Origin of the sequence: Arthrobacter sp. BL-252-APC-1A (assembly GCF_009696625.1) — a bacterium.
In the GTDB taxonomy this organism is placed as follows: Bacteria; Actinomycetota; Actinomycetes; order Actinomycetales; family Micrococcaceae; genus Arthrobacter_B.
Map to the genome: position 1 here is coordinate 1 of NZ_VULS01000015.1, position 26839 is coordinate 26839.

Below are 26839 nucleotides of genomic sequence, written 5' to 3' on the forward strand. Positions count from 1 at the left end.
AAAAGGACGGGCCGGGGGTTCACCAACGCACGCAACTACAAAACGCGTATCCTGTTGCGCAGTGCCGCCAGAACAGTGGCATGAACACCCATCACGGCAGAACATTCACCACGAACCGTGAAGAGCCATCAAACCGTCCGGCTGGTCCGAGATTTAGGAAGGGTGGATATGAAAAAGGCTCTAGTCACTACGTCATTGGCACTGTCCATGACACTGGCAGTCGCGTCCTGCAGCAGCGGCTCCGGCAACGGGGATGCCGCCGCGGACGGCAAGGACCGTCTGGCAGAACTCGCCGTCACTACGGAAGCTGCATCCGGGGAGCTTGAATCGGCAACCTGGAACCTTCCTTTCGGAGAGCCCGCTTCGCTTGATCCGATCCTGGCGTTCAACTATCCGGAAAACACGGTCGTGGCGAACATCTGCGAAGGCCTGATGATGATCGAGCCGGACTTCTCCGTCACACCCAACCTCGCCGAGTCCTTCGACACACAGGACGGCCAGACGTACGTCTATCAGCTTCGCCAGGGCGTCACTTTCTGGGACGGTTCCCCGATGACCGCCCAGGACGTCGCCTACAGCCTGAACCGGCACCTGGACCCTGCAGAAGGCAGTTACTGGGCCTCCGACGCCGTCAGCGGCAACGTTGAATCGATTGAGGCAACCTCGGACACCGAGGTGACCGTCACTCTCAAGGCCCCGGACTGGACCTTCAACTCCTACATGGCCACGCCCATGGGCGTTGTGGTCAGTGAAGAACACCGCAAGGCCACCGGCGAAGCCTACGGAACCCCGCAGGGCGGCGTCATGTGCACCGGCCCGTTCTCGGTGGATGAATGGCAGAGCGGCCAGAGCATCACGCTCGCCAAGAACGAGGCTTACTGGAACACGGACCGCACCCCGAAGGTCAACAGCCTTGAAATCCAGTTCATCGTGGATCCGGCCGCCATCACCAACGCGCTGGTTTCCGGTGCCATTGACGGTTCCTACGACGTGCCGCTGAGCGCTGTCTCCCAGCTGGAGGCTGCCGGCAACGGTGAGCTGATCCTGGGCAAGTCCATGCAGATGCTCGCCATCATCGCCACCGGCGACGGTCCCCTGGGCGATCCCGCCGTGCGCAGGGCCCTGTGGACCGCCACGGACCAGCAGGCTCTTTCCGGAACGGTCTTCGAGAACACTGCCCGCCCCGCGGTCTCCCTCATTCCCGACGGCGGCTGGTCCTTCGCGGACGACGTCTTCTCCTCGGCGCGCGCCGAACTGCCCGGCGCTGAGGCAGATATCGAAAAGGCCAAGGAAATCCTGGCAGACGCCACCGCTGATCTGTCCGAGACCATCACGATCGTCTACCCGACCGAACGGTCCTACTACGCGGACATGATTTCCGAGTTCACCCGTGCCGGCAAGGAGATCGGCCTCGATGTGCAGCCCCAGGGCGTCCCGAGCGCGCAGTTCGGCGCCTTCTTCTCCGACCCTGAAGCCCGAGCCGGACACGGCGCATTCGTAACCACCAACTACATGGATGTTCCGGACCCGCTGGTCTTCCTGCGCACCATCGTCCAGGAAGGCGGTTCGCAGAACTTCTCCGGATACTCCAACCCTGAAATCGAAGAACTGCTGGCCAAGGCAGAAGCGGCCTCGGACGAAACCGAACGCGCGGAACTGACCACCGAAATCGAAGCACTGGCAATGGCCGACATGCCCTGGCTGCCCGTGGTGGACCCGGCCGTGCGCCTGTTCATGAGTGACCGCGTCACCGGCGTTCCGGCGTCGTTCGCGTACCTCTACTACCCATGGGCTGCGGACCTCGGCGCGGCGGGATAACCAGGCACCATGAAATACATCGCCAAACGGCTTCTTGCCCTGGCCGGCATCCTGCTGGCTTCGAGCTTCGCAGTCTTTGGCGGCCTGTACCTTGCACCAGGAAGCCCTGAGCAGTTCCTGGTGCAGGGACGGACCGTCAGTGCGGAAGTGCTCGCATCGATCCGCGAGCAGTACAACCTCGACGATCCGTTCCTGGTCAGGTACGTGTCCTGGGTGGGCAACGCGCTGCAGGGCGACTTTGGACAGTCGCTGGCCAACAGGCAGGAAGTTGCCGACCTGCTGGCAAGCCGGCTGCCCACCACGCTCTGGCTCACCGGTCTGGCCGCAGTGCTGATCGTCGTCCTGGGCATCGGCCTGGGGACGCTGGCCGGCCTGCGTCCGGGCGTGCTGGACAACATCATCCTGTTCGCCTCCAACCTCGGCTTCGCCGTCCCCACCTTCTTCGCCGGGCTGCTGCTGATGAGCCTGTTCAGCGTGCAGCTGGGCTGGTTCCCGGTCTTCGGTTCCGGCAGCGGGGAAGGGATAGCTTCACGGCTCACCCATCTCACGCTTCCGGCCCTGGCACTGGCGCTGCCTTCCATCGCCGTCGTCTCCCGCATCACGCGCACTGCGGTGCGGGAGGAACGCGAATCGGAGCATGCCATGACCGCACGGTCTCGGGGTGTTCCCGAACGGGTATTGATTCCGCGGCATGTCATCCGCAACTCGCTGCTTCCGGTAACCACCGTGTCCGGCGTGCACATCGCCGGACTGCTTGCCGGTGCCTTCGTGGTCGAATCGGTCTTCACGCTGGACGGCATCGGCGCCCTGCTGGTGACCTCCATCCAGCAGAAGGACTTCGCCGTGGTGCAGGCCGTTGCGCTGATCATGGTGGTGGCGTTTGGCCTCATCAACCTGCTGGTCGACCTGCTCTACGCAGTGATTGACCCGCGTGTCCGGCTGGGAGGTGCCTCATGAGCGCGCCGGCACTGAACCGCAGAAATGCCCGACGGCGGCGTTCCGGCGGCGCTTTCAGCGGACCGCTTGCCCGGATCTGCCTGGGCTGGCTTGCCCTGGTGGCCCTGCTCGCTGTCCTCGGTCCGATGATCACTCCGTTCGACGCCACCGAAGGGAATATTGTTGACCGCTATCTTCCGGCGAGCGCCGAGCACTGGCTGGGCACAGACCAGGCGGGCCGGGACCTGTTCACGCGGCTGGCAGTTGGCGCCCGTTCAACCATCCTTGCTGCCCTGGCCGTCGCGGGCCTGACAGTGCTGATCGGCGGAACCCTTGCCCTGGTGGCTGTCTGGTTCGGCGGCCGGGTGGATGGTGCCATTACCCGGTTCCTGGATTTCCTCTTCTCTTTCCCGAACCTGCTGCTGGCAGTCCTGGCCGTGGCTGTCTTCGGTGCCGGGGTTGAGACCGCGGTTGTCGCCATGGCCATCGGGTTCTCTCCGTATACGGCGCGGGTCATCCGGTCGGTGGCGCGTGAACGGAACCTGGCCTATGTGAAGTCCGCGGAACTGCAGGGCATCTCAGGGCTGGTCATCACGTTCCGGCATGTGCTTCCCAACGTGAAGCAGCAGATCCTCACTGGAGCCAGCATCAACTTCGGCTACGCCATGATTGACCTGGCCGCCCTGTCCTTCCTGGGCTTCGGCGTCCAGCCTCCGGATGCTGACTGGGGGCTGATGGTGTCTTCCGGCCAGGCGTCCCTGCTGGCGGGTTATCCGCAGGAAAGCATCTTCGCCGGCACCTGTATTGTCCTGACCGTTGCCGCCCTGGGCTATCTGGGCGAACAGCTTGGCGGCCGCCGCGCCGCAGGGAGGGCATAATGCTCACACTTGAAAACGTCGGCCTGGTGATTGGTTCCGGCTCATCCGCCAAGACCCTGCTGGAGGACATCAACCTCCAGGTGGGTCCCGGCGAGTCCCTGGGCCTGGTGGGAGAATCCGGGTCCGGAAAGTCGATGACCCTGCGAAGCATCCTGCGCACGCTGCCCGGCGGCTCTGTTCCCTCCGGGTCGGTGCGGTTCCGGGACAGGGAGATCCCGTCCCTGTCCCGGGAAGAGCTTCGCCGCTTCCGCGCAGCGGATGTATCCATGATTTCCCAGAACCCCATGGCGGCACTGAACCCCGTTCTTCGCGTGGAACGCTTCCTCATCGAAGGGATCCAGGCCGCGAAACCGCGCACCTCCGCCGCCGAGGCGAGGCAAACTGCGCTGGGGCTGCTCGCCGACGTCGGGATCCATGATCCGGAACGCTGCCTGCGCTCCTATCCGCACCAGCTCTCCGGGGGCATGCTGCAGCGTGTGGTCATTGCCGGTTCCGTGGCGCGCGGCAGTTCACTGCTGCTCGCCGATGAACCGACGACGGCGCTGGACGTCACCACGCAGTCCGACGTCGTCGCCATCCTCAACGAGGCACGGACCGAGGCCGGCATGGCCATGATCTTCGTGACCCACGACCTTGACCTCGCAGCCGCTGCCTGCCAGCGGATCGCCGTCATGAACAAGGGCCGGATCGTGGAGGCCGGACCGGCCGGTGAAGTGCTCGGCTCACCCCGGCACGAATACACGCAGATGCTGGTCGCTTCCAAGCCCAGCCTGACCCGGCGCACGCCGCTGCGCCCGATTCCCGGGGAGGCAGCAGAATGAGCACATCGGATACTGAGCAGATTGTCGCCGTCAGTAACCTGTTCCGCACTTTCACGACGGGCACGGGCAAGTCCCGCCGTACCGTTCAGGCCGTCCAGGCCGTCAGCTTCAGCATTCCCCGCGGCACCTGCCTGGCCGTCGTGGGGGAATCCGGATCGGGGAAGACAACCGTGGCCCGCATGCTGGTGGGCCTTGAATCCGCGGACAGCGGGTCCATTGTGCTGAACGGCCGTGAAGTTTCTGCCGGGTCCAGCCGCAGGATTCGGCGCCAGCGTTCCAAGGACATCCAGATGGTGTTCCAGGATCCGCAGGGCAGCCTGAACCGGCGGCTGCCCGTTTCCAGCGCCGTCACGGAAATCCTGCAGGCCCACACGGACCTGGATGCCGCCGCCCGCCGGGAGAAATGCCTGTCCCTGTTCGCAGAAGTCGGACTCGAGCCCGAGCATGCGGCGTGCTATCCGGACCAGCTCTCCGGTGGGCAGAAACAGCGGGTTGCCATCGCCCGGGCGCTGGCGGCCGCACCGGCCGTCATTGTGCTTGACGAAGCAGTTTCAGCCCTGGATGTCACCGTCCAGGCCCAGATCCTGGCCCTCCTGGAACGCCTGCGCCTCGAGAAGCAGCTGACGTATCTGTTCATCACCCATGACCTGGCCGTCGCCCGCCAGGTGGCCGACACAGTGATGGTGATGCAGCTCGGCTCCGTGGTGGAGCAGGGAACTGCCGCCGAGGTGCTGGATTCACCGAAACACCCCTACACCCGCCAACTGCTGGACAGCGCACCCCGCCCGGGCTGGGTGCCGCGGCGCAGAGACACAACCGGAGCAACTTCATGAGCGGTTTTCCGCACCCTTCCCCCGCCCTGATCACCGTAGCGGCGGAGAGCGCCGGCGAACGCGGCGTCCAGCGCGGCAAGGCCTGCAGTCCCCAGCTGGCCTCCGGCTGGCAGACCTACGCGGAACTGTTTTCGGCCGGCGGCATCAGTGCCGCCCGTGTCGAGGCTGAGGCACTGGCCTCGTTGGCCGCCGTCGATGCCTGGCTGCCGGACCTGGCCGCTGAAATCCGCGGGACCGCGGCCGGTGCCGGCCTGCCCGAATGGCAGGTGGCGGCCTTGAACGCCCGGACGGAGATCCTTTCGCTGTCCAAGACCCAGCTGCCGGGTGAATGCTCCACCGTCATCAGCACCATCCCGGGACGGGTTTTCTCCGCGCAGACCTGGGACTGGCATGAGGAACTGGCCAAGGCCTGGCACCTGCAGTCGGTGGCCCATGCGGACGGCGCTTTCGTAGGGATGACGGAGTACGGGATCCTGGGAAAAATCGGGGTCAACAGCCACGGCGTTGGCGTGCACCTGAACGTACTGGGGCACAGCGGTGATACCCCCGGTGCGGTTCCCGTCCACGTGGCGGCCGCAGCCGTGCTCTACTACGCAAAAACCCTGGAGGAGGCCGTGGATCTGCTGACCGCGGTTCCCGTGACGACGTCGAGCTCCATTTCCGTGGTCACCGCCGAAGGTGCGTGCATGGTGGAACTCAGCCCGGTAGGCGCGCAGGTGATTCCCGCTGCAGGGGACTACCTGCTGCACACAAACCACTTCCTTTCCCCCCTGCCCGCTGCCGGCGAGCGCACCGAGCTGTACCAGCCCGACTCCGGCCAGCGGCTGGACCTGCTGAAGCGGCGGTGCAGCGGGCACTTCGATCCGTCTGATCCGCTGGATCTGGTTCCCTACCTTTGTTCCCGGCCCGGTGACGGCGCGGACCTGTGCTGTGTGCCTGCAGCCGGTGCACGGTTCGGCGACCGCTGGCGCACCCTGGCGACGGCGCTCATCGATCCTGAGACCGCCCGGCTCAGTGTCTCCCCCGGCGCGCCAACGGAAGCAGGCCAGGAAACCTGGCGGGTACTTTCGGCCCAGTCGCAGCAGTAACCGGCCCGGAGGGCCCGTGGCATTTAGCCGGGAGCCAAACAGCCCGGATGCGTACTCCGGATTGTCAGGGGGGTGGTGAACAATGGGTTCATGACGTCGGCAGGCTCGGTGCTCCAGAAGTTCACCCCCGCCACCCGGGACTGGTTCCAGGGTGCGTTTGCCGAGCCGACTGCGGCACAGATCGGCGCCTGGGACGCCATCTCCGCCGGTTCCAACGCCCTTGTCATCGCGCCCACCGGCTCCGGCAAGACGCTCGCCGCGTTCCTCTGGTCCCTGGACCGTTTTATTGCCGACGCCGCCGCTGCCGCGCCCAGCATTCCTCCTGCCCCCGCCACCGGCCGCGGGAAATCCCGTGAACCCAAACGCAAGACCAAGGTTCTCTATATCTCCCCGCTGAAGGCGCTGGGCGTTGACGTTGAGCGCAACCTGCGCGCTCCGCTGATCGGCATCACCCAGACAGCCAAGCGCCTCGGACTGCCGGCGCCCGGAATCACGGTAGGGGTGCGTTCCGGCGACACACCCCAGAATGAACGGCGTGCGCTGCTGACCCGGCCGCCGGACATCCTGATCACCACCCCGGAGTCCCTGTTCCTGATGCTCACCTCGCAGGCCCGGGAAACACTCGCCGAAGTGGACACCGTGATCGTGGACGAAGTCCACGCCGTGGCCGGCACCAAGCGTGGAGCACATCTGGCTGTCTCCCTTGCCCGGCTGGACGCCCTGCTGGACAAACCGGTCCAGCGCATAGGCCTCTCCGCCACAGTGGAACCAAAGGAAACGGTGGCACGGTTCCTGGGTGGAAATGCCCCAGTGCAGATCGTCTCCCCGGAGTCCCGGAAGAACTGGAACCTCACGGTTACCGTTCCGGTGGAGGACATGACAGACCTCGCCGGCGCTCCGGCGCAGGACACAGTGGAAGGTGGCTTCGCCCCGCAAGCCAGCATCTGGCCCCATGTGGAGGAGAAAATCGCTGACCTGATTGAGGCGAACCGTTCCACCATCGTTTTTGCGAATTCGCGCCGGCTTGCCGAACGCCTCACTGCCCGGCTCAATGAAATTCACGCCTACAGGCTGGAAGCCGCGCAGGCTGCCACCGGAACAGACGGCGTTCCGGTGGCTGTTCCGGCAGCCCGGCCGCCCGCCCAGCTCATGGCCCAGGCCGGGGTATCCGTGCGCTCACGGCAGGAAGACGTGGCTGTGGAGGACAACACTCCGGTCCTGGCGCGGGCGCACCACGGTTCAGTGTCCAAGGACCAGCGGGCAATGATCGAAGACGACCTCAAATCCGGACGCCTGCGCTGCGTGGTTGCCACCAGTTCCCTGGAGCTCGGCATCGACATGGGTGCCGTGGACCTGGTGATCCAGGTCGAGTCCCCGCCGTCGGTAGCCAGCGGACTACAGCGGGTTGGCCGTGCGGGACACCAGGTTGGCGAGATCTCGCAGGGCGTTATGTTTCCCAAGCACCGCGGGGATTTGCTGAACTCCGCAGTCACCGTGGAACGGATGCTCGCCGGAGCCATCGAACCGCTCTTCATTCCGGCGAATCCACTGGACATCCTGGCGCAGCAGACGGTTGCTGCCGCCGCCCTCGGAAGCATCGATGTGGAGGAATGGTTCGACGTCGTCCGCAGTTCTGCGCCCTTCGCCGGGCTGCCGCGCTCCGCCTTCGATGCCACCCTGGACCTGCTTTCCGGCCGCTACCCGTCGGACGAGTTTGCCGAGCTGCGCCCGCGGATCATCTGGGACCGGACCGAAAACACCATAACCGGACGGCCCGGCGCCCAGCGCCTGGCCGTAACCTCCGGCGGCACCATTCCCGACCGCGGCCTGTTCGGTGTCTACCTGGTCGGGGACTCGGAAGGAAAAAACAGCCGCCGGGTCGGTGAACTCGATGAGGAGATGGTCTACGAATCCCGCGTGGGGGACGTCTTCGCCCTCGGCGCGACCAGCTGGCGGATCGAAGACATCACCCATGACCGGGTGCTGGTCTCCCCCGCCTTTGGCCAGCCCGGGAAGCTGCCGTTCTGGCGCGGCGATTCGCAGGGACGGCCGGTGGAACTTGGCCGGGCACTGGGCAAATTCGTCCGCGAGATGGCCGGCACGTCCGAACCGGCTGCGCGGGAACGCCTGGCCGCAGTGGGGCTCGACGAATGGGCCGCCGGAAACCTGGTGGCGTACCTGCACGAGCAGCAGCAGGCCACTGATGTGGTGCCCAGCGACCGAACCCTGGTGATTGAGCGCTTCCACGATGAGCTGGGCGACTGGCGGGTGGTCCTGCACAGCCCCTTCGGCATGCCGGTCCACGCGCCTTGGGCACTGGCAGTCGGCGCCCGGCTGCAGCAGCGTTACGGGCTGGACGGCTCCGCCATGGCGTCCGACGACGGCATTGTGCTGCGGGTTCCGCTCATGGACGACGAACCCCCGGGAGCTGAACTGTTCCTGTTCGAGCCCGATGAGCTGGAGGCAATCGTCACCGCAGAAGTAGGCGGATCTGCGCTCTTCGCCTCCCGGTTCCGCGAATGTGCGGCCCGGGCGCTGCTGCTCCCGCGGCAGAACCCGGCGAAACGCACCCCACTGTGGCAGCAGCGGCAGCGTTCAGCCCAGCTGCTCGACGTCGCCCGGAAGTTCCCCACCTTCCCGATCGTGCTTGAGACGGTGCGCGAGTGCCTGCAGGACGTGTACGACCTGCCTGCCTTGAAGGAACTGGCCTCCGCTGTGGAACGCCGCGAAATCCGCCTGGTGGAAACCACTACGCCGCAGCCCTCGCCCTTCGCACGGTCGCTGCTGTTCGGCTACGTGGGAGCCTTCCTCTATGAGGGAGATTCACCGCTGGCCGAGCGCCGCGCTGCCGCCCTGTCACTGGACCCCACACTGCTCAATGAGCTTCTGGGCCGGGCAGAACTGCGTGAACTGCTGGACGCCCGGATCATTGCCCAGACCGAGGCCGAGCTCCAGCGTCTGGCCCCTGACCGGCATGCGCGGGGGCTCGAAGGCGCAGCGGACATCCTCCGGCTGCTCGGCCCGCTGACGGCGGCGGAAGTCGCGGTGCGCCTGGAGCCGGTTGAGCCCGGCAACACTCAAACAGGCAGCGGCGAGACTGCCCGTCCCTCCCACGCCACGGAAGCCGAGGCAGAACAGCTGCTGCGCGAACTGGTGCGGGCAAACCGCGCGCTGCAGGCCGGGATCGCCGGCACCCAGCGGTACGCCGCCATCGAGGACGCCGCCCGGCTTCGTGACGCGCTTGGCGTGCCGTTGCCGATGGGGGTCCCGCTGGCCTTTGTGGAACCCGTACCGGACCCGCTCGGGGACCTGGTGGGCCGCTATGCCCGGACGCACGGTCCCTTCACCGCTGCGGAGGCCGCCGCCCGGCTGGGACTGGGCGTCGCCGTCGTCACCACCACGCTGCAGCGGCTGGCCGGAGAGGGCCGGGTGGCCGAAGGCGAATTCCGTCCCACCGAGGCACAGGTCCTGGATGCTGCATCCGGCGTGGACCAGTTTCCGCCGGCAGTAATCACGGTTCCCGGTGTTCCCGCCGGGTCGGAGTGGTGTGACGCCGAGGTGCTGCGCCGGCTGAGGCGCCGGTCCCTGGCGGCCCTTCGTTCCGACGTCGAGCCCGTGGACCCGCCCACGTACGGGCGTTTCCTGCCGGTCTGGCAGAACGTGGGTTCCTCGCTGCGGGGGCTGGACGGCGTCGCTACCGTCATTGACCAGCTCTCCGGTGTGCCCATTCCGGCATCGGCATGGGAACCGCTCATTCTCGGATCCCGGGTACGGGACTATGCACCGGCCATGCTTGATGAACTCACGGCCACCGGTGAAGTTATCTGGTCCGGAACCGGTTCCCTGCCCGGAAATGACGGCTGGATCGCGCTGCATCTGGCAGAAAATGCGCCGCTGACGCTGAATCCAGACCCCGACTTTGTCCCCACGGAACTGCAGGCCCGGCTCCTGGAACTGCTCTCCGGCTCGGGCGCCTACTTCTTCCGGCAGATCGCCGAGGTCCTGAACAGCGGGCCGCTGCAGGACGGCGGATCCCTGCTTCCGGATTCGGAGATCGTGCCGGCACTGTGGGAACTGGTGTGGGCGGGCCGAATCACGAACGACACCTTCACCCCGGTACGGTCCCTGCTCTCCGGCGGAAAAACCGCGCACAAGCAGCGGTCCTCGACGCCGCGGGCGCGGACGGCCCGGCTGGGACGGCTGGGCCGTACTCCCCGCGGCAGCCTGAGCACCTCGTCGCTGCGGCTGGCCGGTGAACAGAACCTGCCGGCGCGCGGACCGCAGCCCCTGGTTGCCGGGCGCTGGAGCCTGCTGCCGCCCGTGGAAACGGACACAACGGTGCATGCCCATGCCACGGCCGAGCTGCTCATGGACCGCTACGGCATTGTGACGCGCGGGTCGGTGGCCAGCGAGGGCGTTCCCGGCGGTTTTGGGCTTCTTTACAAGGTGCTGGCCCGGCTGGAGGAGATGGGGCGCTGCCGGCGCGGATACTTCATTGAGCAGCTGGGAGCGGCGCAGTTTGCCGTACCGGCAACGGTTGACCGGCTGCGGTCTTTCTCCCGCGAGAACCAGCTGGCGGTCCCCGAGCCCCAGGCTGTGGCCCTTGCGGCAACAGATCCGGCGAATCCCTACGGCGCAGCACTGCCGTGGCCCGCTGCCGAGGGTGGCCACCGCCCCGGGCGGAAGGCCGGCGCACTGGTAGTGATGGTCGACGGCGAGCTGGTGCTGTACGTAGAGCGCGGCGGCAAGACGCTGCTCACTTACACTGACGAGGCAGAGATCCTGCTGCTGGCGGCTGCGTCGCTGGTGGACATCATCCGGCGCGGGGCAGCGGAGAAAATGGCGGTGGAAAAGGCCAATGGGGCCGACGTTCTGGACACTCCGGTTGCTACTGCGCTGATGGCTGCCGGTTTCTATTCGACTCCAAAGGGGCTGCGTTACCGTGTCTAGATTGTGCCGGAGCACCGGTGCCTGAGGGGGATACCGTTTGGAGGGCCGCCCGCGGCCTCGACTCTGCGTTGGCGGGCAGTAAGCTAACGCGCACCGATTTCCGGGTTCCCCGGTTTGCGACCACCAACCTGAGCGGCCGCGAGGTTGAAGAAGTTGTTTCGCGGGGTAAGCACCTGCTGATCCGGGTCACTCCCGGCCCCGGTGAATCTGAGGGCTGGACAGTTCACTCGCACCTGAAGATGGAGGGGCTCTGGCACGTGTACGGCCGCGGCGAGCGCTGGCGGCGCCCGGCCTTCAAGGCCCGGGCCGTGCTGGAGACTGCGGACCACCAGGCGGTGGGATTCGAACTCGGCATCCTGCGTGTCTTCCCCCGGAGCGGTGAAGAGGAAGCTGTGGGCTACCTCGGCCCCGATTTGCTTGGGCCCGACTGGGACGCTGAAGAGGCTCGGCGGAGGCTGGCGTCCGTACCTGAGCGTCCGATTGGGCTGGCCCTGCTCGACCAGCGGAACCTGGCAGGACTGGGAAACGTCTACCGGTGTGAACTGTGCTTCCTGATTGGCGTCCATCCGATGACTCCCGTCGGCGATGTACCTGATCTGGTGCGTCTGGTGGACCTTTCCAAACGGTTGCTGGAGGCCAACAAGTCCCGGTCGCGGCGTATCACTACCGGAATGGCCGGCCGGGATCCGCTCTGGGTCTACAACCGGGAGAAACGCGGCTGCCTGCGCTGCGGAACGAAGGTTGTCCACGAGCTGCTGGGCGATAACGAACTTGAGCTGCGCGACCTGTATTACTGTCCGCATTGCCAGCCTGCGCCCGTTACACAGCTGGGGTGATGGTTGCCTGCGCATCATGCGGTCCCCGCAGCGTGCAGATCCACCCACGCGTTTCCAGTCGAGTTCCACCTGCTGTTCCGCGATCAGCTCCCCGGAGGGCGAGTAGGCCTTCAGCTCCATGCAAAGGCCCATCCCCGGCCGCCGGTACCCTTGAAGGGTGATGCAATCCCCCCTTCCCGTCCGAAACGGAGTCAATGCCACGCGGCTCCGGCTGCCTGCTGAGGGGCCCTGGGAAACCGCCATGGAGTACGTTCTTGACCGCTTTGGTCACGTGGATCCGGACGGCATCATTGACCGCTTCGACCGCGGCGAAGTCGTTGGGCTGGGCGGAGTGCCGCTAAGCCGCCACACGCCGCTGCGCGAACACACCTTCATTTGGTACTACCGGGAGCTTCCCACGGAAGACCGCCTCCCAGTTGAAATCAACATCCTGCACCAGGACGAAAACCTGCTGGTAGTGGATAAACCGCATTTCCTTCCAACCACGCCCGGGGGAATGTACGTCGCGGAATCCGCGCTGGTCCGGCTTCGGGTCGCCCTTGATATCCCCGATCTGATCCCGATGCACCGCCTTGACCGGATGACGGCAGGCGTGTTGCTGTTCTCCACGAATCCCCAGACACGCGGCAAGTACCAGATCATGTTCGAGAAACGCCGCATTCAGAAGGAATATGAGGCAGTCGCCCCCGTCCGGGAGGACCTTGAGCTGCCTCGGATTGTCCGCAGCCGGATGATCAAGTCCCGCACCTATCTCCTCGCCCAGGAGGTTGACGGAGAACCCAACGCGGAAACCAGGATCGAGCTGATCGAGCAGTCCAACGGAATCGGACGCTACCGGCTGCTCCCCCACACCGGAAAGACCCATCAGCTAAGGGTGCACATGGCCTCCCTCGGGATCGGAATCCTAAACGACCCGTTCTACCCCGTCCTGCTGGACCAGGCACCGGACGACTACACACGTCCCCTTCAGCTGCTTGCCCGGTCGGTACAGTTCACCGACCCGCTCACTCGCCAGCCGGCGGAGTACCGCAGCCAGCTCTCGCTCGGCGCCTATCCAGCACCTGCCGTGACAGACTGATCCGGTCTTCAGCGCTCTGACCTGCAAAGAGGCAGGAAAAATCTCTTCCCCGGATTGAATCCGCTCGCTACCCTAAGTGAGGTTCGCCCCGGCACAGTGGCCGGGGCCCTGCTCGAGCCAAAGGAATCCGGCATGCTCCCCCGTCCAGCACGCCCCGCGGAGACAGATCCGTCTCCAGCCGAGTCCGTTACGTCGTTCGTGCCTCCGCTGGCCCCCTCGCCCCCGCCGGCAGTGCCCCCAACCATTCACAAGCTGACTTCCGCACCCGCTACCAACAGCGGTCCCGCTGCGCTGCCGCCTTCGGCGCCGGCTCCAGCCCAACCTGAAGCGGACGCCTTCGAAGGAATCCTGAGGCAGCATGCCCTCCCCCCGGAAGATAGCCGCGTCCACCACCTTCGCGGTCCTTCCCGGGTACGGTTCCAGCTGGAGCGTCCCGCAGTTTCGGACACAACACGCCGAATCGTGGTCACGGCGATGATCGCCGCCGCCGTCCCTTCGGCGTATCTCCTGACGCGTTCGGACTCCGGCTGGCCGGTGCACGTCCACGGAGATGGGGATGTTCTTGATCCGGGCGGGTCCCATCTGGGTGTTTTCGCCTGGGTCTGGGTGCTGTGGCTGCCCGTATTCGCCGGCGGAATCGGTTATGCCATTCACCAGTGGCTGCCGTCCCAGCGGTCCAACCCGCGCCATGGCTGGACCGGTCCTGTGGCAGCATCCGGCGTGGTTCTGGGCGCACTATGGCTGTGGGCGGCCCAAAGCGGCAGCGCGGCCGCTGCTTTTTGGCTCGCCGCCGCGCTGGTCGGCATTGGGCTCACTGCCATCCATCTCGGTACCACGTCACCTGCAGGCAGCCGCAGCGAACAGGCCGTCACGGACATCCCCTCCGGAATACTGCTCGGTGTTGGCTCGCTGGCACTTCTCGTTTGTCTGGGGAGTTGGCTGGTAGAAACGGATGCCGACGTCGGAGGGTGGGGTGCTGAGGCCTGGACCCTGATTGCCCTGGTGTCCCTGGTGGTAGGGGTAACCACCGTGTGCATGACTGGACGGGGCCAGCTGCCGGTGGCACTAAGTGTGGTCTTTGGGCTTGCCGGGCTCGGGTTCGCACGACTCCTGGCGAATCAGCCCGCCGTCTGGATGGCCGCTGCCGCGTTTATTGCCGGATTCCTCGTCATTGTTTCAGCGGGGTCCCGCCGGCACCAGGTTGACCACGCCCGGAGACGGGCGCAGCGTGCATGGCTCAAAGCGGAAGCCAGCGCCCACGCTGACGCCGAAGAACCCGAAGCTGTTCACATCTAGCCACCTGTTCCACCGCGTGGCGCATGTTCATGGCCGCACGCCGGGCTAGCGAGTTCTCCACCCCATATTCGTTCGCAGGCACCATGAACCGCAGCGTAATCCTGGGTACTCCGGAGACGATATCCAGTTGGTTCGCCTCCACATGGTGGCTGGCTTCCAGGGCCTGGACAGCCGCGTCCATGACCGCTTCGGGCGGGTTCCCGGGCCGCAGGCCAAGAATGTTGAGCTGGACGCGAAAAGAAGGCATCCTTCCACCGTAGTCCCGGCGGAAGGATGCCTTCTGTCGAATTAAGGCCTAGAGCGGCTCGTCGTCCGGGCTGAAGGAGGAGAGCGGGTCCCCGCCGGCATGGGCAGGGTCATCGCTGCCGTCCTCAAGCGGGTCCACCGAGGAGTCTCCAAAATCGACGTCTCGTGCAGCTTCTCCGATCGTCGGTTCCTCCGGCGGAATCTGGGAATCGCCGTCCTCGTACCGTTCTTCGGCGGTTTCATCCCGCAGCGTCTGGTCAGACTCGGCTCCTGGCTGACCGGCCAGCGGTTCCTCGTTGATCAGGGGGTCATCCTGCCAGGCATCGGGGTTGTCCTCTGCGGCACCGGGATAGCTCAGGTCCTCAGCATCCGTGAGCTCGTCCTCGTCCAGGAGGTCCTCACCGGAAACGACAGTGAGCTCGTCCGGGGTCACTACATCGGCGAGATCGTCGGCCAGGGCCGGGTTGTCGCTGTGGTCCGGGTTCTGTTCAGTCATCAGCAGCTTCGCCTTTCAGTAGGGACTTACACTTACCGATACTAAGCCTACTGACATTCAGTTTCACAAGCGATATCTCCATCGACCCTGCTGCCCGCCGCGAGCCCAGTCGGCCGTGGAAGGATTTCTGAGGGTAAAACCCCACATCCGACACATGCAGGTAACCTTGGTCCAACTTTGAACTCAATCCAACTTATGTTGTTACCCTTCCTGTGTGAAACGTCATATTCCCGGCCACCGGCATCGGCGCCGGCGCTCCGGTCTCCTTTTCGTCCTCACCATCCTTTTCTCCAGCGTCCTGGCAGCCCCAGTATCCGCGGCAACGCCGTCGGTTCCTGAGGCGCCCCCGGAGGCTGCACAGGTATGGATCGATGTTGAGTCGGAAGCCGCGCGTACGGGCGTGGCTTCGGTTTCCTGGCGTGCAGGGGGCGGCACCTGGACGGACGCCGCCGTTTCCCGAACGGTTTTTGGCGCTACGGCGACGGCACCCGTTTCCTCCGGGACGTACGAAGTGAGGTTCTCCGTGGAGCGCCGGATCACCGCGGATGTAGCGGTTTCCTTTACCGACACAGCAGGCAGAGTTCTCTCAGAACATCTGATCCGTGAAGCGGCCCTGGACCCCGCAGAGGCAAACGGAGGCTGGGTCACCTGGAAAGACCTCGTCGAAGGCCCAGCGCCCGACGGCGGCGGGGAGGTAACCCCCGTCCAGCCAGGAGGCAACGGCGCGGAGGATGAATCCGGTCCCGCGTCCGGGCCCGTTGCCCAGGGAAGCGATCCGAAGGCCCTCGGCAAGACCGGCGCATCAGCACCGTTCCTGGCACTGGTGCTCTCAGTTGCTGCGGCACTTACCGGAACTGGCCTGTTCCTCGTCCTGAGGGGGAAAGGCAGTACCCCTGCTTCGGAAGGTGGGGAAGAACAATGAGCCGCATCTGGGCTATCCATCCATCCGTTTCCCTCGCGGGGCGGGTTAGTGTCCGGGGCGCCGTCGCGGCCCTGACCGCAGCGGCTCTGACACTTGTCGCTGTACCCCCGCCCGCTGCGGCCACCACCCAGGATGCGCTGGCAAACCTCAGCGCGGTGAGGACCGCCCCGGAGCCAAAATTCACTCCGGTCGAACCCAGCCTCCCGGTAATTGACAGTGCCGTAGGACGCGGAGACCGGCTCCCCACCGATCCGGCGGGAACCGTTTATCTTGGCAGTGCGGCGGAGTCCCATTCAGCCGCCTTGGTCCGCCTGACTGTGTTCGAGCCGGCTGCGGACCTGACTGCCTACACCGCCGCCGACACCGCAGTGCTGCACATGGGGGGCAGCACTGCGGTGTCGACGGCGGTCCTGCTCCCGCTAAACCAGGGCAAAGTCAGTCTCTGGGCAGACGGTGAGGCAGATGCCAGGGTGGAGCCCTTGGCCTATTTCGACGGCTCGCCGGCATCCGGAGGTGCGACCCTTGCCCTCCCGGAACCTGTGCTGCGTGCAGATACAGCTGCCGGTCTGGCAGGAAACGGCCTGAGCCAGGAACCGCTCTGGATAGGCCTGACCGGCGACGGCGGCGTCTCGAGTGTTCTGGCACGAAGCGTTCATGTGGTCCTGGACGTTACGCTCGCCGCAGCAGACACGGTGGTACTGGGTGACGGGCAGCGGCTCGTCCTGCCCGCGGGCCGTACGGTCGTCTCCACTGTTGTCGATGCTGAAGACCAGGGTGGCGTCACCGCAGCCCTGGAAACGGCGGGCAACACAGGAACACTGCGCGCGTCCGTGACCGGCTGGGTATCCGAGGCAATAGAAGACGCAGCAAAAGCCAACCATCACGGCAGTTACGTCGTGAACACCGAGCAGCGGCACACCGTGCGCCAGCGTCTAGCTGCCGGAGAAGAACCCAGTCCCGTGCGGCTGGCTGATGATCATGATGCCGCTTATGCCCTTGTCCTAACCCAGGCAGGGAACGTCAGCGGCGGCCAGACCACCACGCTCGCCTGGGATGGTCCGGTAACTGGCCGGGCACGCGGGGAAGCAGTCGACCCCACGGCAGGTGCCCAGCCGCAGCTCGCATTGGTGCCGGTGACCAACGGGGAATCCCAGGTCTCGATTCGCCGGGGCTCGGCAACTCTCACGCTCCAGCCGCTGGGTAGTTTCCTGGGCAATCCCGTCCCCTACAACAACGCGGATCCGGCGTCCATTGAGATCACCTCACCCCTCGACCGCCAGAGCCTTGACCTCACCGAGACGGGCTACTTTACGCTCGAAGGCACAGTATCCACGGGTGCAAATTCAGTCGACCGGATCGCCATCAGCTCGCCAAGTGTCGGGTTTATCGGCTTGGCCGAACTGAACCCCGCCGGTGACGAGATCCTGTGGAGCTTCCGTTCGCTTGCACCTGAGGACGGAGACTTCGACTACGTTGCCACTGTCTTCGACCGTTCCGATCCCGGGACTGCCCGCGCCTCGGACCGCGTCCGGCTGACCCTCGACGTGGCAGAAGAGGGAGACACCGTGGTCTCGCCCGAGGCGGAGGTCTTCCACCTCGATACCACCGAGCTTGAATTTGAGGTGCTGGACGAATTCAACCTGAGGTTCATGCAGCGGCCGGAGCTGGAACCGGGAGACATTATCGTCAGCGCTCCCGTGCCGACGGCTCCTTCCGGTTTCCTGGGCCGTTTGTCCTCCATGGACCTGGTCGCAGGGTCCTGGGAGGTCTCCACCGTCGAAGTTCCTCTGGAAGAGCTTTTCCTCCAGGTGGATATAGATGAGACCGAAGGCTATGGCGAAGGCCAGGACGTTGTCGCCGAGGATCTGATCGCCCAGGCGGAGGACCCCCTGGACGTGGTGACGGGTACTTTCGCGATTGGTCAGGAAAGCGGCGGTTCCGGCCCGGACATCCCGGTGGCAGACGTCCAGATCGTCGATGGACACGGGAACCCCCACGTTCCCGCGGAAGGAACCTATGCGGAGATCGTGAGCGGGGACGACGTCGACCTTGAGCTCAGCAATGATGAATTCAATGTGCCGGATCCCGCAGACTTTAAGACGGCGTGCCGGCTGCCAGGCACAGATGGACAGGAACCGCTGGGCGAGGACATCGGCGACGACGGTACATGGATTGCTCCCGGCGCTCCCGCAACGGGCGACGGCGACTGCGGCGGTCCGCTGCGAGGTCCCGGTGCTTCCCTCTCCGCCGACTGGACAACGAAGGTTGACGCCAGCGTAGCCTTCGTCGTTGAGAACGGTGTCCCGAAGATCAGGACAGCGGGTCAGAAACTGGAACCCTGGGAATTCGAGGCCTGGTCTGAGAAGCAGCGCGGCGATGAGGGCGGCGTTGCAATCCGCGGCGGCGGAGAACTGAACCTCGGCTTCGCTTTTGTCCTGAAGACCAAGTTTCAATTCAAATGGAAGGTCATCCCGCGGGGAGTGAGTATTGAGGAGTTCCGAATTGAATTTAAGTCCAAGCTGAAAGCGTCCGCCTCGATCCAGGCCTGGGTTCAGGTTGAAAGCCGGTGGAACGCTGATCTCAAGGTCGCCGAAGTTGCGCTTCCAACTACCACCTTTATGGCCGGGCCGGTACCGGTGGCGATCACCAACCGGCTAAATTTCGCCATGGTCTTCAGCGGCACGCTAAAGGCAGAGGCAGATATACCCGCCATCGGAATCGAACGGGCGGACACGTTTGGCTTCGTCTACACCACGGCTAACGGCATGAAGCGCATCAAGGAGGACACTCCAACAACGTATGTGCTGCCCAAACCCCGCCAGGTACTGGGCGAAACCTCATTCTCCCTGGAGGGCGAGGTCGCAGCCGGACCGCAGGTGTCCTACCAGAGCAGGATCTACAGCTTCGCAGGCCCTGACATCTCGCTATCTGCCAAAGCGGGGTTTGCCGCGAAACTGGGCGTGAAGGGCATTCCGCCGACGGAAGCCGAGATAGACGCCAGCATCTTCCTGGCGCTGGGCCTTACCGGCTCGGCCAAGCTCACGCTCCTGCGATGGGACCTGCTGAGCCTCACGATCTTCCAGGTCGGGGTGCGACTGAACCTGTTTGAGTACAGCGAAGAGTGGAAACTTTAGCCGCCGGCGCTGCGCGCACCCGGATCCTCAGCGCAGCGCCGAAACCCCGGTAATTTCCCGTCCGGCGATCAGCGCGTTGATCTCATACGAACCTTCATAGGTGTAAATCGCCTCCGCATCCGCAAAGATCTTGGCCATGCCGTAGTCGGTGACAATCCCGTTCCCGCCCAGGAGCCCGCGGCCAAGGGACACGGTTTCGCGCATCAGCCGGCTGGCATAAGACTTCGCCAGCGCGGCCCGGGCCATGTCGCCGCGGGCCGATCCGTCGTCGGACACTGCCCCGTAACCCCCCTGCTCCAATTCGCTGACGCGGGCCAGCATGGCTGTGGACGCCACGGTGTTGCCCTGCATCCGGACCAGCTGTTCCTGCACCAGCTGGAAGGAAGCCAGCGGCCGCCCGAACTGCAGGCGTTCGACGGCGTAGGCACGGGCGACGTCGAACGCCGCCAGCTGCTGGCCCACTGCCTGCCAGCCCACCATGATCCGCGAGCCGCGGAGCAGGTGCTTGGTGTCCTCGAAGCTGTCGATGCCTGCCAGCCGGTCGGCTTCGGAAACCCGTACATCCGTAAGCTCAATGTCAGCGTTCTGCACCGTGCGCAGGGCAGTCTTGTTCTCGATCCGGGTCCGCTTGATTCCCGGCAGGGAGGCATCCAGCAGGAATCCACGGACCTTGCCGGTGGCCGGTTCCCTGGCCCACAGCAGCATCCAGTCACAGAACGTCCCGTTGCCAATCCAGCGTTTGGTTCCGTTAAGGACCCAGGTGTCGCCGTCGCGCACTGCCGTGGTGGCCATGCCGCCGGCAACATCCGAACCGTGATCCGGTTCTGTCAGCGCGAAGGCTCCGGTGATCTTCAGGGACTGGGCATCGGCAAGCAGCCGCGCCTGCTGTTCCTCGGAGCCGAACGCGTGCAGTCCCTCGACAAAGAGGTCGTGATGGACCATAAAGAACGTGGCGATTGAAGTATCCGTGCGGGTCATTTCGGCAATGACCAGACCGGCAAAAAGCGGACTGTAGCCGCGCTGCACCGGCGTGGACAGCCCCAGGGACGCGAGCCCCGGCAGGAGTTCCACCGGGAAACGGGCCTCATTCCACCATGCGGCGGCATAGGGGGCGACTTCGGTGGAGAGGAAGGACCTCAGCTCCGTGAGTTTGGCCCGCTCCTGAGTGCTCAGGAGTTGTTCGAAACTGAAAAAGTCGGCGTCGGGAAGCATGCTCACGCCCTATTTCGGCCCCATCCGGATAGCCCCGTCGAGCCGGATGGTCTCGCCGTTCAGCATCGGGTTGGAGACGATGTGCTCCACCAGCGAGGCGTACTCGTCCGGGCGGCCCAGGCGGGACGGGTGCGGAATCTGCGCGGCCAGTGAGTCCTGGGCGTCCTGCGGCAGGCCGGCCACCATCGGGGTCTCGAAGATCCCGGGCGCAATCGTCATCACCCGGATCAGGTGACGTGCAAGTTCCCGGGCGAGCGGCAGCGTCATCGCTGCAACACCGCCCTTGGACGCTGAATATGCCGGCTGTCCGATCTGTCCGTCGAACGCTGCCACCGACGCCGTGTTGATGATGACCCCGCGCTCGGACGTACCGCCGTCGCCGGAGACCGGGTCGGTCTCAGCCATGGCTGCCGCAGCCAGGCGTGTGACGTTGAAGGTGCCGACCAGGTTCACCTGGATAACCCGGTTGAAATCCTCCAGCGGCAACACTCCGTTGCGGCCCAGGACCTTGCCGGGGGTACCGATTCCGGCGCAGTTCACGGCAACCCTCAGCGGGGCCGCTGCCATGGCGGCTTCCACCGCGGCCTGCATCTGGTCCGGATCCGTCACGTCCCCGGGCACGAAGTGTGCGTAGTCCCCCAGCTCCCCGGCGTAGGCAAGGCCCCCGGAAGACGGCAGGTCTACCAGCACCACTTCGGCTCCCGCATCGATGAGCCGGCGGGCCGTGGCCCGTCCCAGCCCGGAAGCTGCTCCCGTGACAATGGCCGAAGCACCGGATAACTGCATGTGTCCTCCTGGGGTCAGGGATCAAAAAGTGCGCAAGTGCGCGTGCGGTCCCACGAGCCTACTGTGACTGGCAGCACACCGCATCCTCCCGGGAGGCAGTTCAGCCGGCGCAGACCGTGACGCTGCCCATCCGTCGGGTCTATGGTGGGTCGCATGCCCGCAGCACAGACCGTCCGCCTTGCTGAACAGCGTGCCGACACCGCTGCCCATTCGGTCACGGCCGCTTTCGGCGGCAGGCTGCTGGGTCTGCCGGGAACCCATCTCGGCGCTGTCCGCGCACCCCAGCCGCTGCCCCGCGGCGTCGGGCCCTGGCATTACTGGTGGCAGGCGCACTATGTGGATGTTCTTGTGGACACCGGCCTGCGCAGCCGGGCACCGGTGGCCGGCGCAGACCCCGTGGCCCTGGCCGAACAGGTGGTGCGCACCATCCGGATCCGCAACGCAGGCCGGTACACCAACCACTATTTCGATGACATGGCCTGGCTCGCGCTGGCGGTGCTGCGCCTGGATACCCTCCCTGGGCCGCCCCGCGGCAACAAGCCCAGGCACCAGCGGGCACGCGAAGCCCTGGGACGGGCCCTGCGATCAGGCCATACCCAGGACCTGGGCGGAGGCGTCTACTGGAACCGGGCACGCAACTTCAAGAACACCCCCGCAACGTCCCCGGCGGCCCTCTACTTCGCCCGCACCGGCGAGCGCGAGCGGGCCCAGGAACTCGTGGACTGGCTGAACGCCACACTGCTGGACCGCAGTACCGGGCTGTATTACGACGGCGTCCGGCAAGGCGCCGAAAACGCTCCGCCGGCACTGGAGCGGGCGCACTTTACGTACAACCAGGGACCAGTTCTGGGAGCGCTGCTGGAACTCGGCGGAAACGCCAACCTGGGCCGGGCGGCGGACCTTGTCCGGGCGGTATCGCGGAACCTGGTGCATAACGACGGCGGCACTCCCCTGCTCCGTACGCACGGCAGCGGCGACGGAGGGCTGTTCACCGGGATTCTGTGCAGGTACCTTGCCGAGGCAGCTGCCGCCCCAACCCTGGACGCCGGTTCCCGCCGAACGGCCGGCGCCCTGGTCACGGAACTGGCGGACCGGTTCTGGAAGGGGCGCGCGGAACGGAACAATCTGGCGGTTTTCCCTTCTGATCCCCGCAGCACGGCGGACGAAACCTATCCCCCGGGCACCGGCGTCGAGCTTTCAACCCAGCTGCAGGCCTGGATGGTGCTCGAGGCCGCCCTGCGGGTGACCAGGCTGGAAACTGATCCGCAGGACACATGACCGTCTGACCCTAGGTGCCGGCCACCTTCAGGGGGTGCTGCGACGCCGCCGTGTGGGGATCCAGGTCCGCAAGGGTGAGCAGATGCTGGGGATGCTGGGGAAGCGGGAAGAACCGCTCCGTATTCAGGTCCTTGTCCACCCGGAGGATCTCGCCGGCGTCCATCATCCGCCAGTTCGGGTTCTCATCCATCCGTTCTGTTGCCACCATCACCGCCGGGGTCTGGAGCTGCTCCATTTCATCGCTCTTGACACTGATCCGGGCGGAGCGCTTGCCCCGGTGCGGATCGTCAGCGCTCTCCTGCAGGACGTACAGCGGGTGGGTGTCCGGATACCGCACGGCCCACAGCTCCGTGTCAGTGGTGATCACCAGGTTCACCGCGTAGAGGCGCAGGTTCTCCGCAATCCACGTGATGGCTTCCGTAAGCGCTTCCCCCAGGTCCCCGCCGTTTTGCCGGGCAAGCCCGGTGATCAGGGCAAAGACCCGTTCACTGTCCGTCTGCCCCTTGACCAGGTCCATCACTTCCAGGGACCGCAGCCGGTCATCAAGTTTGTCCAGGTCCTCTACAACACCGTTGTGGGCGAGCAGCCGCCCGTCCTGGAGGAAGGGATGTGTGTTCACCAGGGCGTCTTCCCCGGTGCTGGCATACCGCACGTGGGCAATGAAGGTAGTTCCTTTGAGGGTGCGGGCGGCAGAGGCGTAGGCACGGTCCTCGTAGGCCGGCATGGGAGCCTTGTCCACCACCGGTTTCCCGTCCGAATCGAACACCCCGAGCCCAAATCCGTCTGCCATCCTGCGGCTCTGCTCGGCCAGGCTATCCGGTGCGGTGAGCAGCCAGAACGTTGCGGTTACGGGTTTTGGACCTGCATGCATTCCGAAAAGCCGGCACATGGTGGACTCCTAGTCTGGGAACCGCTTTTGTGGATAAAAGGTCTCGCGGCGGCTGAGCATGTCTACAAAGCGGGCTATGTTGCGTTCCCTGGCCGCGGGGGTCTTGAGCTGCCCCAGCCGGTAGGCCATGGCAAAGCGGTTCTGGGAGGAGAGGACCTCGTACATGGACTGCGCACTCTCATTGGCCGCGATCGCGTCGAGCAGGTCCTGTGGAACTTCGGTCGTGGCCGGACCGGCGTAGGCAGCGTCCCACCGGCCGTCTGCCTTGGCCGATTCAACCGCATCACGTCCCGCCGGATGAAGTTTCCCGGCCGCTTCCAGCCTGCCGATGTGTCCCACGTTGCGCAGCGACCACATGCTGCGCGGTCCGCGGCGGGTATAACGCTGCAGATAGCTTTCCTCGTCCCGGCGGGCTGCCTGGCCGTCGATCCAGCCAAAGCACAGGGCCTCGTCCAATGCTGACTGCCGGGTGAGCGCCGTTGCAGCTCCGCCCTGTTTGCCGATGACGAGCCACACACCTGCAGAGAGCAGGTGATGCTCTTCCAGCCAGGCCCGCCAGGCCGCTGCGTCAGGGAGCAGAAGCTCCGGCAGCTCGGTCTTCATGGCCTCAATCGTAGGCTTGCCGGGGTGGCCCTGAAAGGTCCGGGGCAAGTTCCGCCCTTGGCCGAAGCCGAGCGCGCCGTATGACTCGGCTGCTGCCTTTGGGGTAGAACACTAGCTATGAACGTACGCACTCCTGACCCGTATCCAGGCTGGCTCTCGGAGGAAGACCTGCACGAAGCACGGCAGCGGCTTCCCATGGTCTACGTGGAGGCCGTCCCGGTCCGGTGTGATCCGCTGGGGTACGTCACGGAGGTGGGACTGCTGCTGCAGGCAACTCCCGAGGGCAAGATGGTCCGGACGTTCGTTTCCGGCCGGGTGATGTACCGGGAGACCATCCGCGCCGCGCTCCTGCGCCACCTGGAGAAGGACCTCGGCCCCATGGCCCTGCCGCAGCTGCCTCCCAGCCTGGCGCCCTTCGCCGTCGCGGAGTACTTCCCGTCGCCGTCCCAGACCGGCCTGACTGACGAGCGCCAGCACGCCGTCGCCCTGGCCTACCTGATTCCCGTTACCGGTGAGTGCGATCCGCGCCAGGACGCACTTGAACTGTCTTGGCTGACACCTGAAGAAGCCCTGAGCCCTGCCATCTACTCCGAGTTCTCCGGCGGCCGCGGCGACCTGCTGCGCCAGGCCCTCGCCTCCGCCGGGTGGGGCCGGTAGGCGTTACCCTACGTTTATATACTGGGGCCGAGCTTCGAGTGCTAAGGAACAGCCATGTCGATGAGTGTGCCGGATAAGTATGCCTTCCGGGTCAATGCCGAACTGCTTGTACCAGGGCAGAAACTTGTCCTGGACGAGCTGACCCTGGCACCGCTGGCAGCGGTCCGCGTTGAGGAAGATGACCTCGGCACTCCCGCACTGGTGATCGCAGACCTGGAAGACGGGGAAACCCTGCGCATCGCCTACGGCTCCGCTGTCCGCGTCGCAGCTCCTGCACCCGAGAAGAATGCCGCGGAAGCCGTCCGCAGCGTCCCCACCGAGGAAGAAACCTACGCCGCCGTCCTGGCCGCCGCCGAAGCCGCCCACCCTGAGGACCGCACCGTCAAGGAACTGTCCGCGCGGCTCGGCCGGGGCCTGAACGTCAAAGCCGGCAGCAACCTGCAGGACGTGCGGGACCTGGCGCACACGCTGTACGTCGATCTGGGCGACGCTGAGAACGCGCTGGCCGTCTGCAGCCTGATTACCGGACTGGGCTTCGACGGAAACTACGGCCGTTGGAACTGGATCCAGGGTGCCCTCGCCCTCGCGGCACACATCACGCATGAAACCGGAGACCGCGAAGCCTCAGCCGCCTTTGCACAGGCTGTCCGTGCCGGAGACCACGCGGAATCGGACCCGCTAAAAGCCAAGCTCTCGGCTGAGCTCCTGCAGCGCCAGCTCAACGAACCAAACCTGTACGACCGCGAAATCCAGCGGGCGGCCGAAGCAGGGGACGAACACAGCGAGCGGGACTGGCGGATCCTGCGCCTGGACACGCTTCTCTACCTGCGTGCGCACGGCGGGTCGCAAACCTATTCCGACGCCGAGCTGCAGCGGCGCATCCGCACCGAGCTGAGCGCGGTGCGCGGGCTGAACCTGGACCTCTAGGCCCGGGCGGCAGCTCCGGGCTGGGTGCCTCTTTCCCGCGGCTGAACGCGGTTCGCCCGGACCTGCAGCAGTATTACCAGCGCCATGCCCACTGCTGCACCGATCACTGTCTCCACCGCACGATCCTGAATGAGCGTCACGGGATCACTGGCGTGGGAAAGCTCCGTGCTCAGCAGCGCCAGCGGGGTGATGACCACCTGGGCCAGCGCATAGTTCCTGGCGATGAAGAGCTCAGCTCCGCACTGCAGCAGTGCGATCACCAGGACCAGCTGCCACGGCGCCAGCCCGGCCAGCAGAATCACCGCCGTGATGCCAAGCCCGCCGAAGGTTCCGAGCATCCTGTTTATCCCGCGGTGTATCCGGTGCCGGAAGGTAGCCCCAACCAGGGGAACCGTCGCCGCAACCATCGCCCAGTAGTTGTGGCCAATCCCCAGCAGCGTCGCTATGGACCCGGCGGACGCTGCCGCCACTGCATAAAGGCCGCCGTCCGTCCAGACCGCCTTGCGCTGGGCGGAAGAGAGAGGCAGCCGCACTGGCTTCTCCCAGGGCGTTCGGTACCGTGCCCGGAGCATCCCGGAGCACCCCAGGAGGAGGGCGAAGGCGATCGTTGCGCCCGCTGCCAGCATGGCCTGCCAGATGGGCGGATGCCCGGGGACGGATGAGATGGCTGCATAAGCGAAGATGTGGAACAGCGACCCAGCCGGACGGAGCCGCCAGAAGCCTGTGGCTACGGTTCCCAGTCCCGCAACCACCGTGGTCCCCAGCACGATTCCCCACTCGCCCGGGCCTAGCCGGGACGTCAGTACCCCGGCCAGAATCACGGCGAACATAAGCGTTCCGGCGCGCATTTGGTGCCCGAGGCGCTGGCGGTGCGGTTCGTTCCTGCCGTAGATGCCGGTAAAGGCGCCGAACGCAACGAAGATGGCCAGGTCGATCCGGCCGAGCAGCAGGAGGGTAAGGAGCGGCACACCGATGCCAATCCCGCAGCGGATGGCTACGCGGTGGTCATTGTTAGCAGGGGCAATGTGGAACATTTCGCGCAGGTGGTTCAAGGGTGCGTCGAGGGCCTTTCTAACGTCCGGGCAGCAGTCAGCGGCCGGGGCGGAGAACCGCCCCATTTACCCTACGCTTCAGGGCAGCGCCCCGGCGCTTTAT

At 65.5% G+C, this 26839-nt stretch carries 22 protein-coding genes; 15 read left to right on the forward strand and 7 right to left on the reverse strand.

The genetic code is table 11. The features are described from left to right. Positions 1-168 precede the first annotated feature (168 nt). The 10 genes from FYJ28_RS16270 (at position 169) to FYJ28_RS16315 (ending at position 14534) form a co-directional block, all read left to right on the forward strand. On the forward strand, positions 169-1818 hold the full coding sequence (locus FYJ28_RS16270) for an ABC transporter substrate-binding protein (protein WP_055239807.1): 1650 nt from the start codon (positions 169-171) through the stop codon (positions 1816-1818). 9 nt (positions 1819-1827) lie between these two features. Beyond that, positions 1828-2775, forward strand: coding sequence for an ABC transporter permease (locus tag FYJ28_RS16275; protein WP_055239806.1), 948 nt, complete (start codon positions 1828-1830; stop codon positions 2773-2775). Then, complete coding sequence (locus tag FYJ28_RS16280) at positions 2772-3632, forward strand: ABC transporter permease (RefSeq protein ID WP_154580073.1); 861 nt, start codon at positions 2772-2774, stop codon at positions 3630-3632. The genes FYJ28_RS16275 and FYJ28_RS16280 overlap by 4 nt, the downstream gene beginning before the upstream one ends. After that, positions 3632-4453: an ABC transporter ATP-binding protein gene (locus FYJ28_RS16285; protein WP_154580074.1), complete on the forward strand. Its 822-nt coding sequence runs from the start codon at positions 3632-3634 to the stop codon at positions 4451-4453. Before FYJ28_RS16280 ends, FYJ28_RS16285 begins: the two co-directional genes overlap by 1 nt. Further along, the gene (locus FYJ28_RS16290; RefSeq protein WP_154580075.1) at positions 4450-5286 is read left to right on the forward strand and encodes an ATP-binding cassette domain-containing protein; all 837 of its coding nucleotides are present in this window, start codon (positions 4450-4452) and stop codon (positions 5284-5286) included. Before FYJ28_RS16285 ends, FYJ28_RS16290 begins: the two co-directional genes overlap by 4 nt. Beyond that, positions 5283-6374, forward strand: coding sequence for a C45 family autoproteolytic acyltransferase/hydolase (locus tag FYJ28_RS16295; protein WP_154580076.1), 1092 nt, complete (start codon positions 5283-5285; stop codon positions 6372-6374). The genes FYJ28_RS16290 and FYJ28_RS16295 overlap by 4 nt, the downstream gene beginning before the upstream one ends. Positions 6375-6464: 90 nt before the next feature. After that, on the forward strand, positions 6465-11324 hold the full coding sequence (locus tag FYJ28_RS16300) for an ATP-dependent helicase (RefSeq protein ID WP_154580077.1): 4860 nt from the start codon (positions 6465-6467) through the stop codon (positions 11322-11324). Between the two features lie 17 nt (positions 11325-11341). Continuing rightward, on the forward strand, positions 11342-12160 hold the full coding sequence (locus FYJ28_RS16305) for a DNA-formamidopyrimidine glycosylase family protein (RefSeq protein WP_326831786.1): 819 nt from the start codon (positions 11342-11344) through the stop codon (positions 12158-12160). Positions 12161-12320: 160 nt separating this feature from the next. Then, entirely contained in the window at positions 12321-13238 is a 918-nt protein-coding gene (locus tag FYJ28_RS16310; protein WP_154580090.1) for an RluA family pseudouridine synthase, read from the forward strand. A 132-nt stretch (positions 13239-13370) separates the two neighbouring features. Then, on the forward strand, positions 13371-14534 hold the full coding sequence (locus FYJ28_RS16315; RefSeq protein WP_154580078.1) for a hypothetical protein: 1164 nt from the start codon (positions 13371-13373) through the stop codon (positions 14532-14534). Here FYJ28_RS16315 and FYJ28_RS17465 read toward each other — a convergent pair. Both FYJ28_RS17465 and FYJ28_RS16320 read right to left on the reverse strand, forming a co-directional pair. Then, on the reverse strand, positions 14476-14781 hold the full coding sequence (locus tag FYJ28_RS17465) for a hypothetical protein (protein WP_082413326.1): 306 nt from the start codon (positions 14779-14781) through the stop codon (positions 14476-14478). The genes FYJ28_RS16315 and FYJ28_RS17465 overlap by 59 nt on opposite strands. 48 nt (positions 14782-14829) lie before the next feature. Further along, positions 14830-15276 (reverse strand): hypothetical protein, encoded by a 447-nt coding sequence (locus tag FYJ28_RS16320; RefSeq protein ID WP_229780532.1) that lies wholly within the window; start codon positions 15274-15276, stop codon positions 14830-14832. Between the two features lie 214 nt (positions 15277-15490). Between FYJ28_RS16320 and FYJ28_RS16325 the strand changes: the two genes are divergently transcribed. Further along, entirely contained in the window at positions 15491-16198 is a 708-nt protein-coding gene (locus FYJ28_RS16325; RefSeq protein WP_154580079.1) for a hypothetical protein, read from the forward strand. Continuing rightward, positions 16195-19332 (forward strand): hypothetical protein, encoded by a 3138-nt coding sequence (locus FYJ28_RS16330; RefSeq protein ID WP_154580080.1) that lies wholly within the window; start codon positions 16195-16197, stop codon positions 19330-19332. Before FYJ28_RS16325 ends, FYJ28_RS16330 begins: the two co-directional genes overlap by 4 nt. Before the next feature lie 27 nt (positions 19333-19359). Here FYJ28_RS16330 and FYJ28_RS16335 read toward each other — a convergent pair whose 3' ends face one another. Together FYJ28_RS16335 and FYJ28_RS16340 are read right to left on the reverse strand one after the other, a co-directional pair. Next, a complete protein-coding gene (locus tag FYJ28_RS16335) occupies positions 19360-20544 on the reverse strand; it encodes an acyl-CoA dehydrogenase family protein (RefSeq protein WP_055239854.1) in 1185 nt (394 codons plus the stop codon). Positions 20545-20553: 9 nt separating this feature from the next. Beyond that, on the reverse strand, positions 20554-21330 hold the full coding sequence (locus tag FYJ28_RS16340; RefSeq protein ID WP_055239797.1) for a 3-hydroxyacyl-CoA dehydrogenase: 777 nt from the start codon (positions 21328-21330) through the stop codon (positions 20554-20556). A 153-nt stretch (positions 21331-21483) separates the two neighbouring features. On the opposite strand from FYJ28_RS16340, the gene FYJ28_RS16345 reads away from it, so the two are divergent. Next, the gene (locus FYJ28_RS16345) at positions 21484-22608 is read left to right on the forward strand and encodes a glycoside hydrolase family 76 protein (protein WP_154580081.1); all 1125 of its coding nucleotides are present in this window, start codon (positions 21484-21486) and stop codon (positions 22606-22608) included. A 10-nt stretch (positions 22609-22618) separates the two neighbouring features. On the opposite strand, the gene FYJ28_RS16350 is transcribed toward FYJ28_RS16345, so the two are convergent. Then, the gene (locus FYJ28_RS16350) at positions 22619-23497 is read right to left on the reverse strand and encodes a class II glutamine amidotransferase (RefSeq protein ID WP_154580082.1); all 879 of its coding nucleotides are present in this window, start codon (positions 23495-23497) and stop codon (positions 22619-22621) included. Between the two features lie 9 nt (positions 23498-23506). Next, the gene (locus FYJ28_RS16355) at positions 23507-24100 is read right to left on the reverse strand and encodes a YdeI/OmpD-associated family protein (RefSeq protein WP_154580083.1); all 594 of its coding nucleotides are present in this window, start codon (positions 24098-24100) and stop codon (positions 23507-23509) included. A 117-nt stretch (positions 24101-24217) separates the two neighbouring features. Between FYJ28_RS16355 and FYJ28_RS16360 the strand changes: the two genes are divergently transcribed. Both FYJ28_RS16360 and FYJ28_RS16365 read left to right on the forward strand, forming a co-directional pair. After that, positions 24218-24757 carry an NUDIX hydrolase family protein gene (locus FYJ28_RS16360; protein ID WP_055239793.1) on the forward strand — a complete coding sequence of 180 codons (540 nt, stop codon included), beginning with the start codon at positions 24218-24220 and terminating at the stop codon, positions 24755-24757. 54 nt (positions 24758-24811) lie between these two features. Then, entirely contained in the window at positions 24812-25684 is an 873-nt protein-coding gene (locus FYJ28_RS16365) for a DUF6707 family protein (protein WP_154580084.1), read from the forward strand. On the opposite strand, the gene FYJ28_RS16370 is transcribed toward FYJ28_RS16365, so the two are convergent. Further along, positions 25681-26802, reverse strand: coding sequence for an FUSC family protein (locus FYJ28_RS16370; protein ID WP_229780533.1), 1122 nt, complete (start codon positions 26800-26802; stop codon positions 25681-25683). The two genes, FYJ28_RS16365 and FYJ28_RS16370, sit on opposite strands and share 4 nt — an antisense overlap. Positions 26803-26839 lie beyond the last annotated feature (37 nt).

Excerpts from the sequence above, each read along its gene's own strand:
- FYJ28_RS16270 (WP_055239807.1), top strand. The coding sequence starts at position 169 with ATGAAAAAGGCTCTAGTCACTACGTCATTGGCACTGTCCATGACACTG.
- FYJ28_RS16275 (WP_055239806.1), top strand. The coding sequence starts at position 1,828 with ATGAAATACATCGCCAAACGGCTTCTTGCCCTGGCCGGCATCCTGCTG.
- FYJ28_RS16280 (WP_154580073.1), top strand. The coding sequence starts at position 2,772 with ATGAGCGCGCCGGCACTGAACCGCAGAAATGCCCGACGGCGGCGTTCC.
- FYJ28_RS16285 (WP_154580074.1), top strand. The coding sequence starts at position 3,632 with ATGCTCACACTTGAAAACGTCGGCCTGGTGATTGGTTCCGGCTCATCC.
- FYJ28_RS16290 (WP_154580075.1), top strand. The coding sequence starts at position 4,450 with ATGAGCACATCGGATACTGAGCAGATTGTCGCCGTCAGTAACCTGTTC.
- FYJ28_RS16295 (WP_154580076.1), top strand. The coding sequence starts at position 5,283 with ATGAGCGGTTTTCCGCACCCTTCCCCCGCCCTGATCACCGTAGCGGCG.
- FYJ28_RS16300 (WP_154580077.1), top strand. The coding sequence starts at position 6,465 with ATGACGTCGGCAGGCTCGGTGCTCCAGAAGTTCACCCCCGCCACCCGG.
- FYJ28_RS16310 (WP_154580090.1), top strand. The coding sequence starts at position 12,321 with ATGCAATCCCCCCTTCCCGTCCGAAACGGAGTCAATGCCACGCGGCTC.
- FYJ28_RS16315 (WP_154580078.1), top strand. The coding sequence starts at position 13,371 with ATGCTCCCCCGTCCAGCACGCCCCGCGGAGACAGATCCGTCTCCAGCC.
- FYJ28_RS17465 (WP_082413326.1), bottom strand. The coding sequence starts at position 14,781 with ATGCCTTCTTTTCGCGTCCAGCTCAACATTCTTGGCCTGCGGCCCGGG.
- FYJ28_RS16320 (WP_229780532.1), bottom strand. The coding sequence starts at position 15,276 with ATGACTGAACAGAACCCGGACCACAGCGACAACCCGGCCCTGGCCGAC.
- FYJ28_RS16330 (WP_154580080.1), top strand. The coding sequence starts at position 16,195 with ATGAGCCGCATCTGGGCTATCCATCCATCCGTTTCCCTCGCGGGGCGG.
- FYJ28_RS16335 (WP_055239854.1), bottom strand. The coding sequence starts at position 20,544 with ATGCTTCCCGACGCCGACTTTTTCAGTTTCGAACAACTCCTGAGCACT.
- FYJ28_RS16340 (WP_055239797.1), bottom strand. The coding sequence starts at position 21,330 with ATGCAGTTATCCGGTGCTTCGGCCATTGTCACGGGAGCAGCTTCCGGG.
- FYJ28_RS16345 (WP_154580081.1), top strand. The coding sequence starts at position 21,484 with ATGCCCGCAGCACAGACCGTCCGCCTTGCTGAACAGCGTGCCGACACC.
- FYJ28_RS16350 (WP_154580082.1), bottom strand. The coding sequence starts at position 23,497 with ATGTGCCGGCTTTTCGGAATGCATGCAGGTCCAAAACCCGTAACCGCA.
- FYJ28_RS16355 (WP_154580083.1), bottom strand. The coding sequence starts at position 24,100 with ATGAAGACCGAGCTGCCGGAGCTTCTGCTCCCTGACGCAGCGGCCTGG.
- FYJ28_RS16360 (WP_055239793.1), top strand. The coding sequence starts at position 24,218 with ATGAACGTACGCACTCCTGACCCGTATCCAGGCTGGCTCTCGGAGGAA.
- FYJ28_RS16365 (WP_154580084.1), top strand. The coding sequence starts at position 24,812 with ATGTCGATGAGTGTGCCGGATAAGTATGCCTTCCGGGTCAATGCCGAA.
- FYJ28_RS16370 (WP_229780533.1), bottom strand. The coding sequence starts at position 26,802 with ATGGGGCGGTTCTCCGCCCCGGCCGCTGACTGCTGCCCGGACGTTAGA.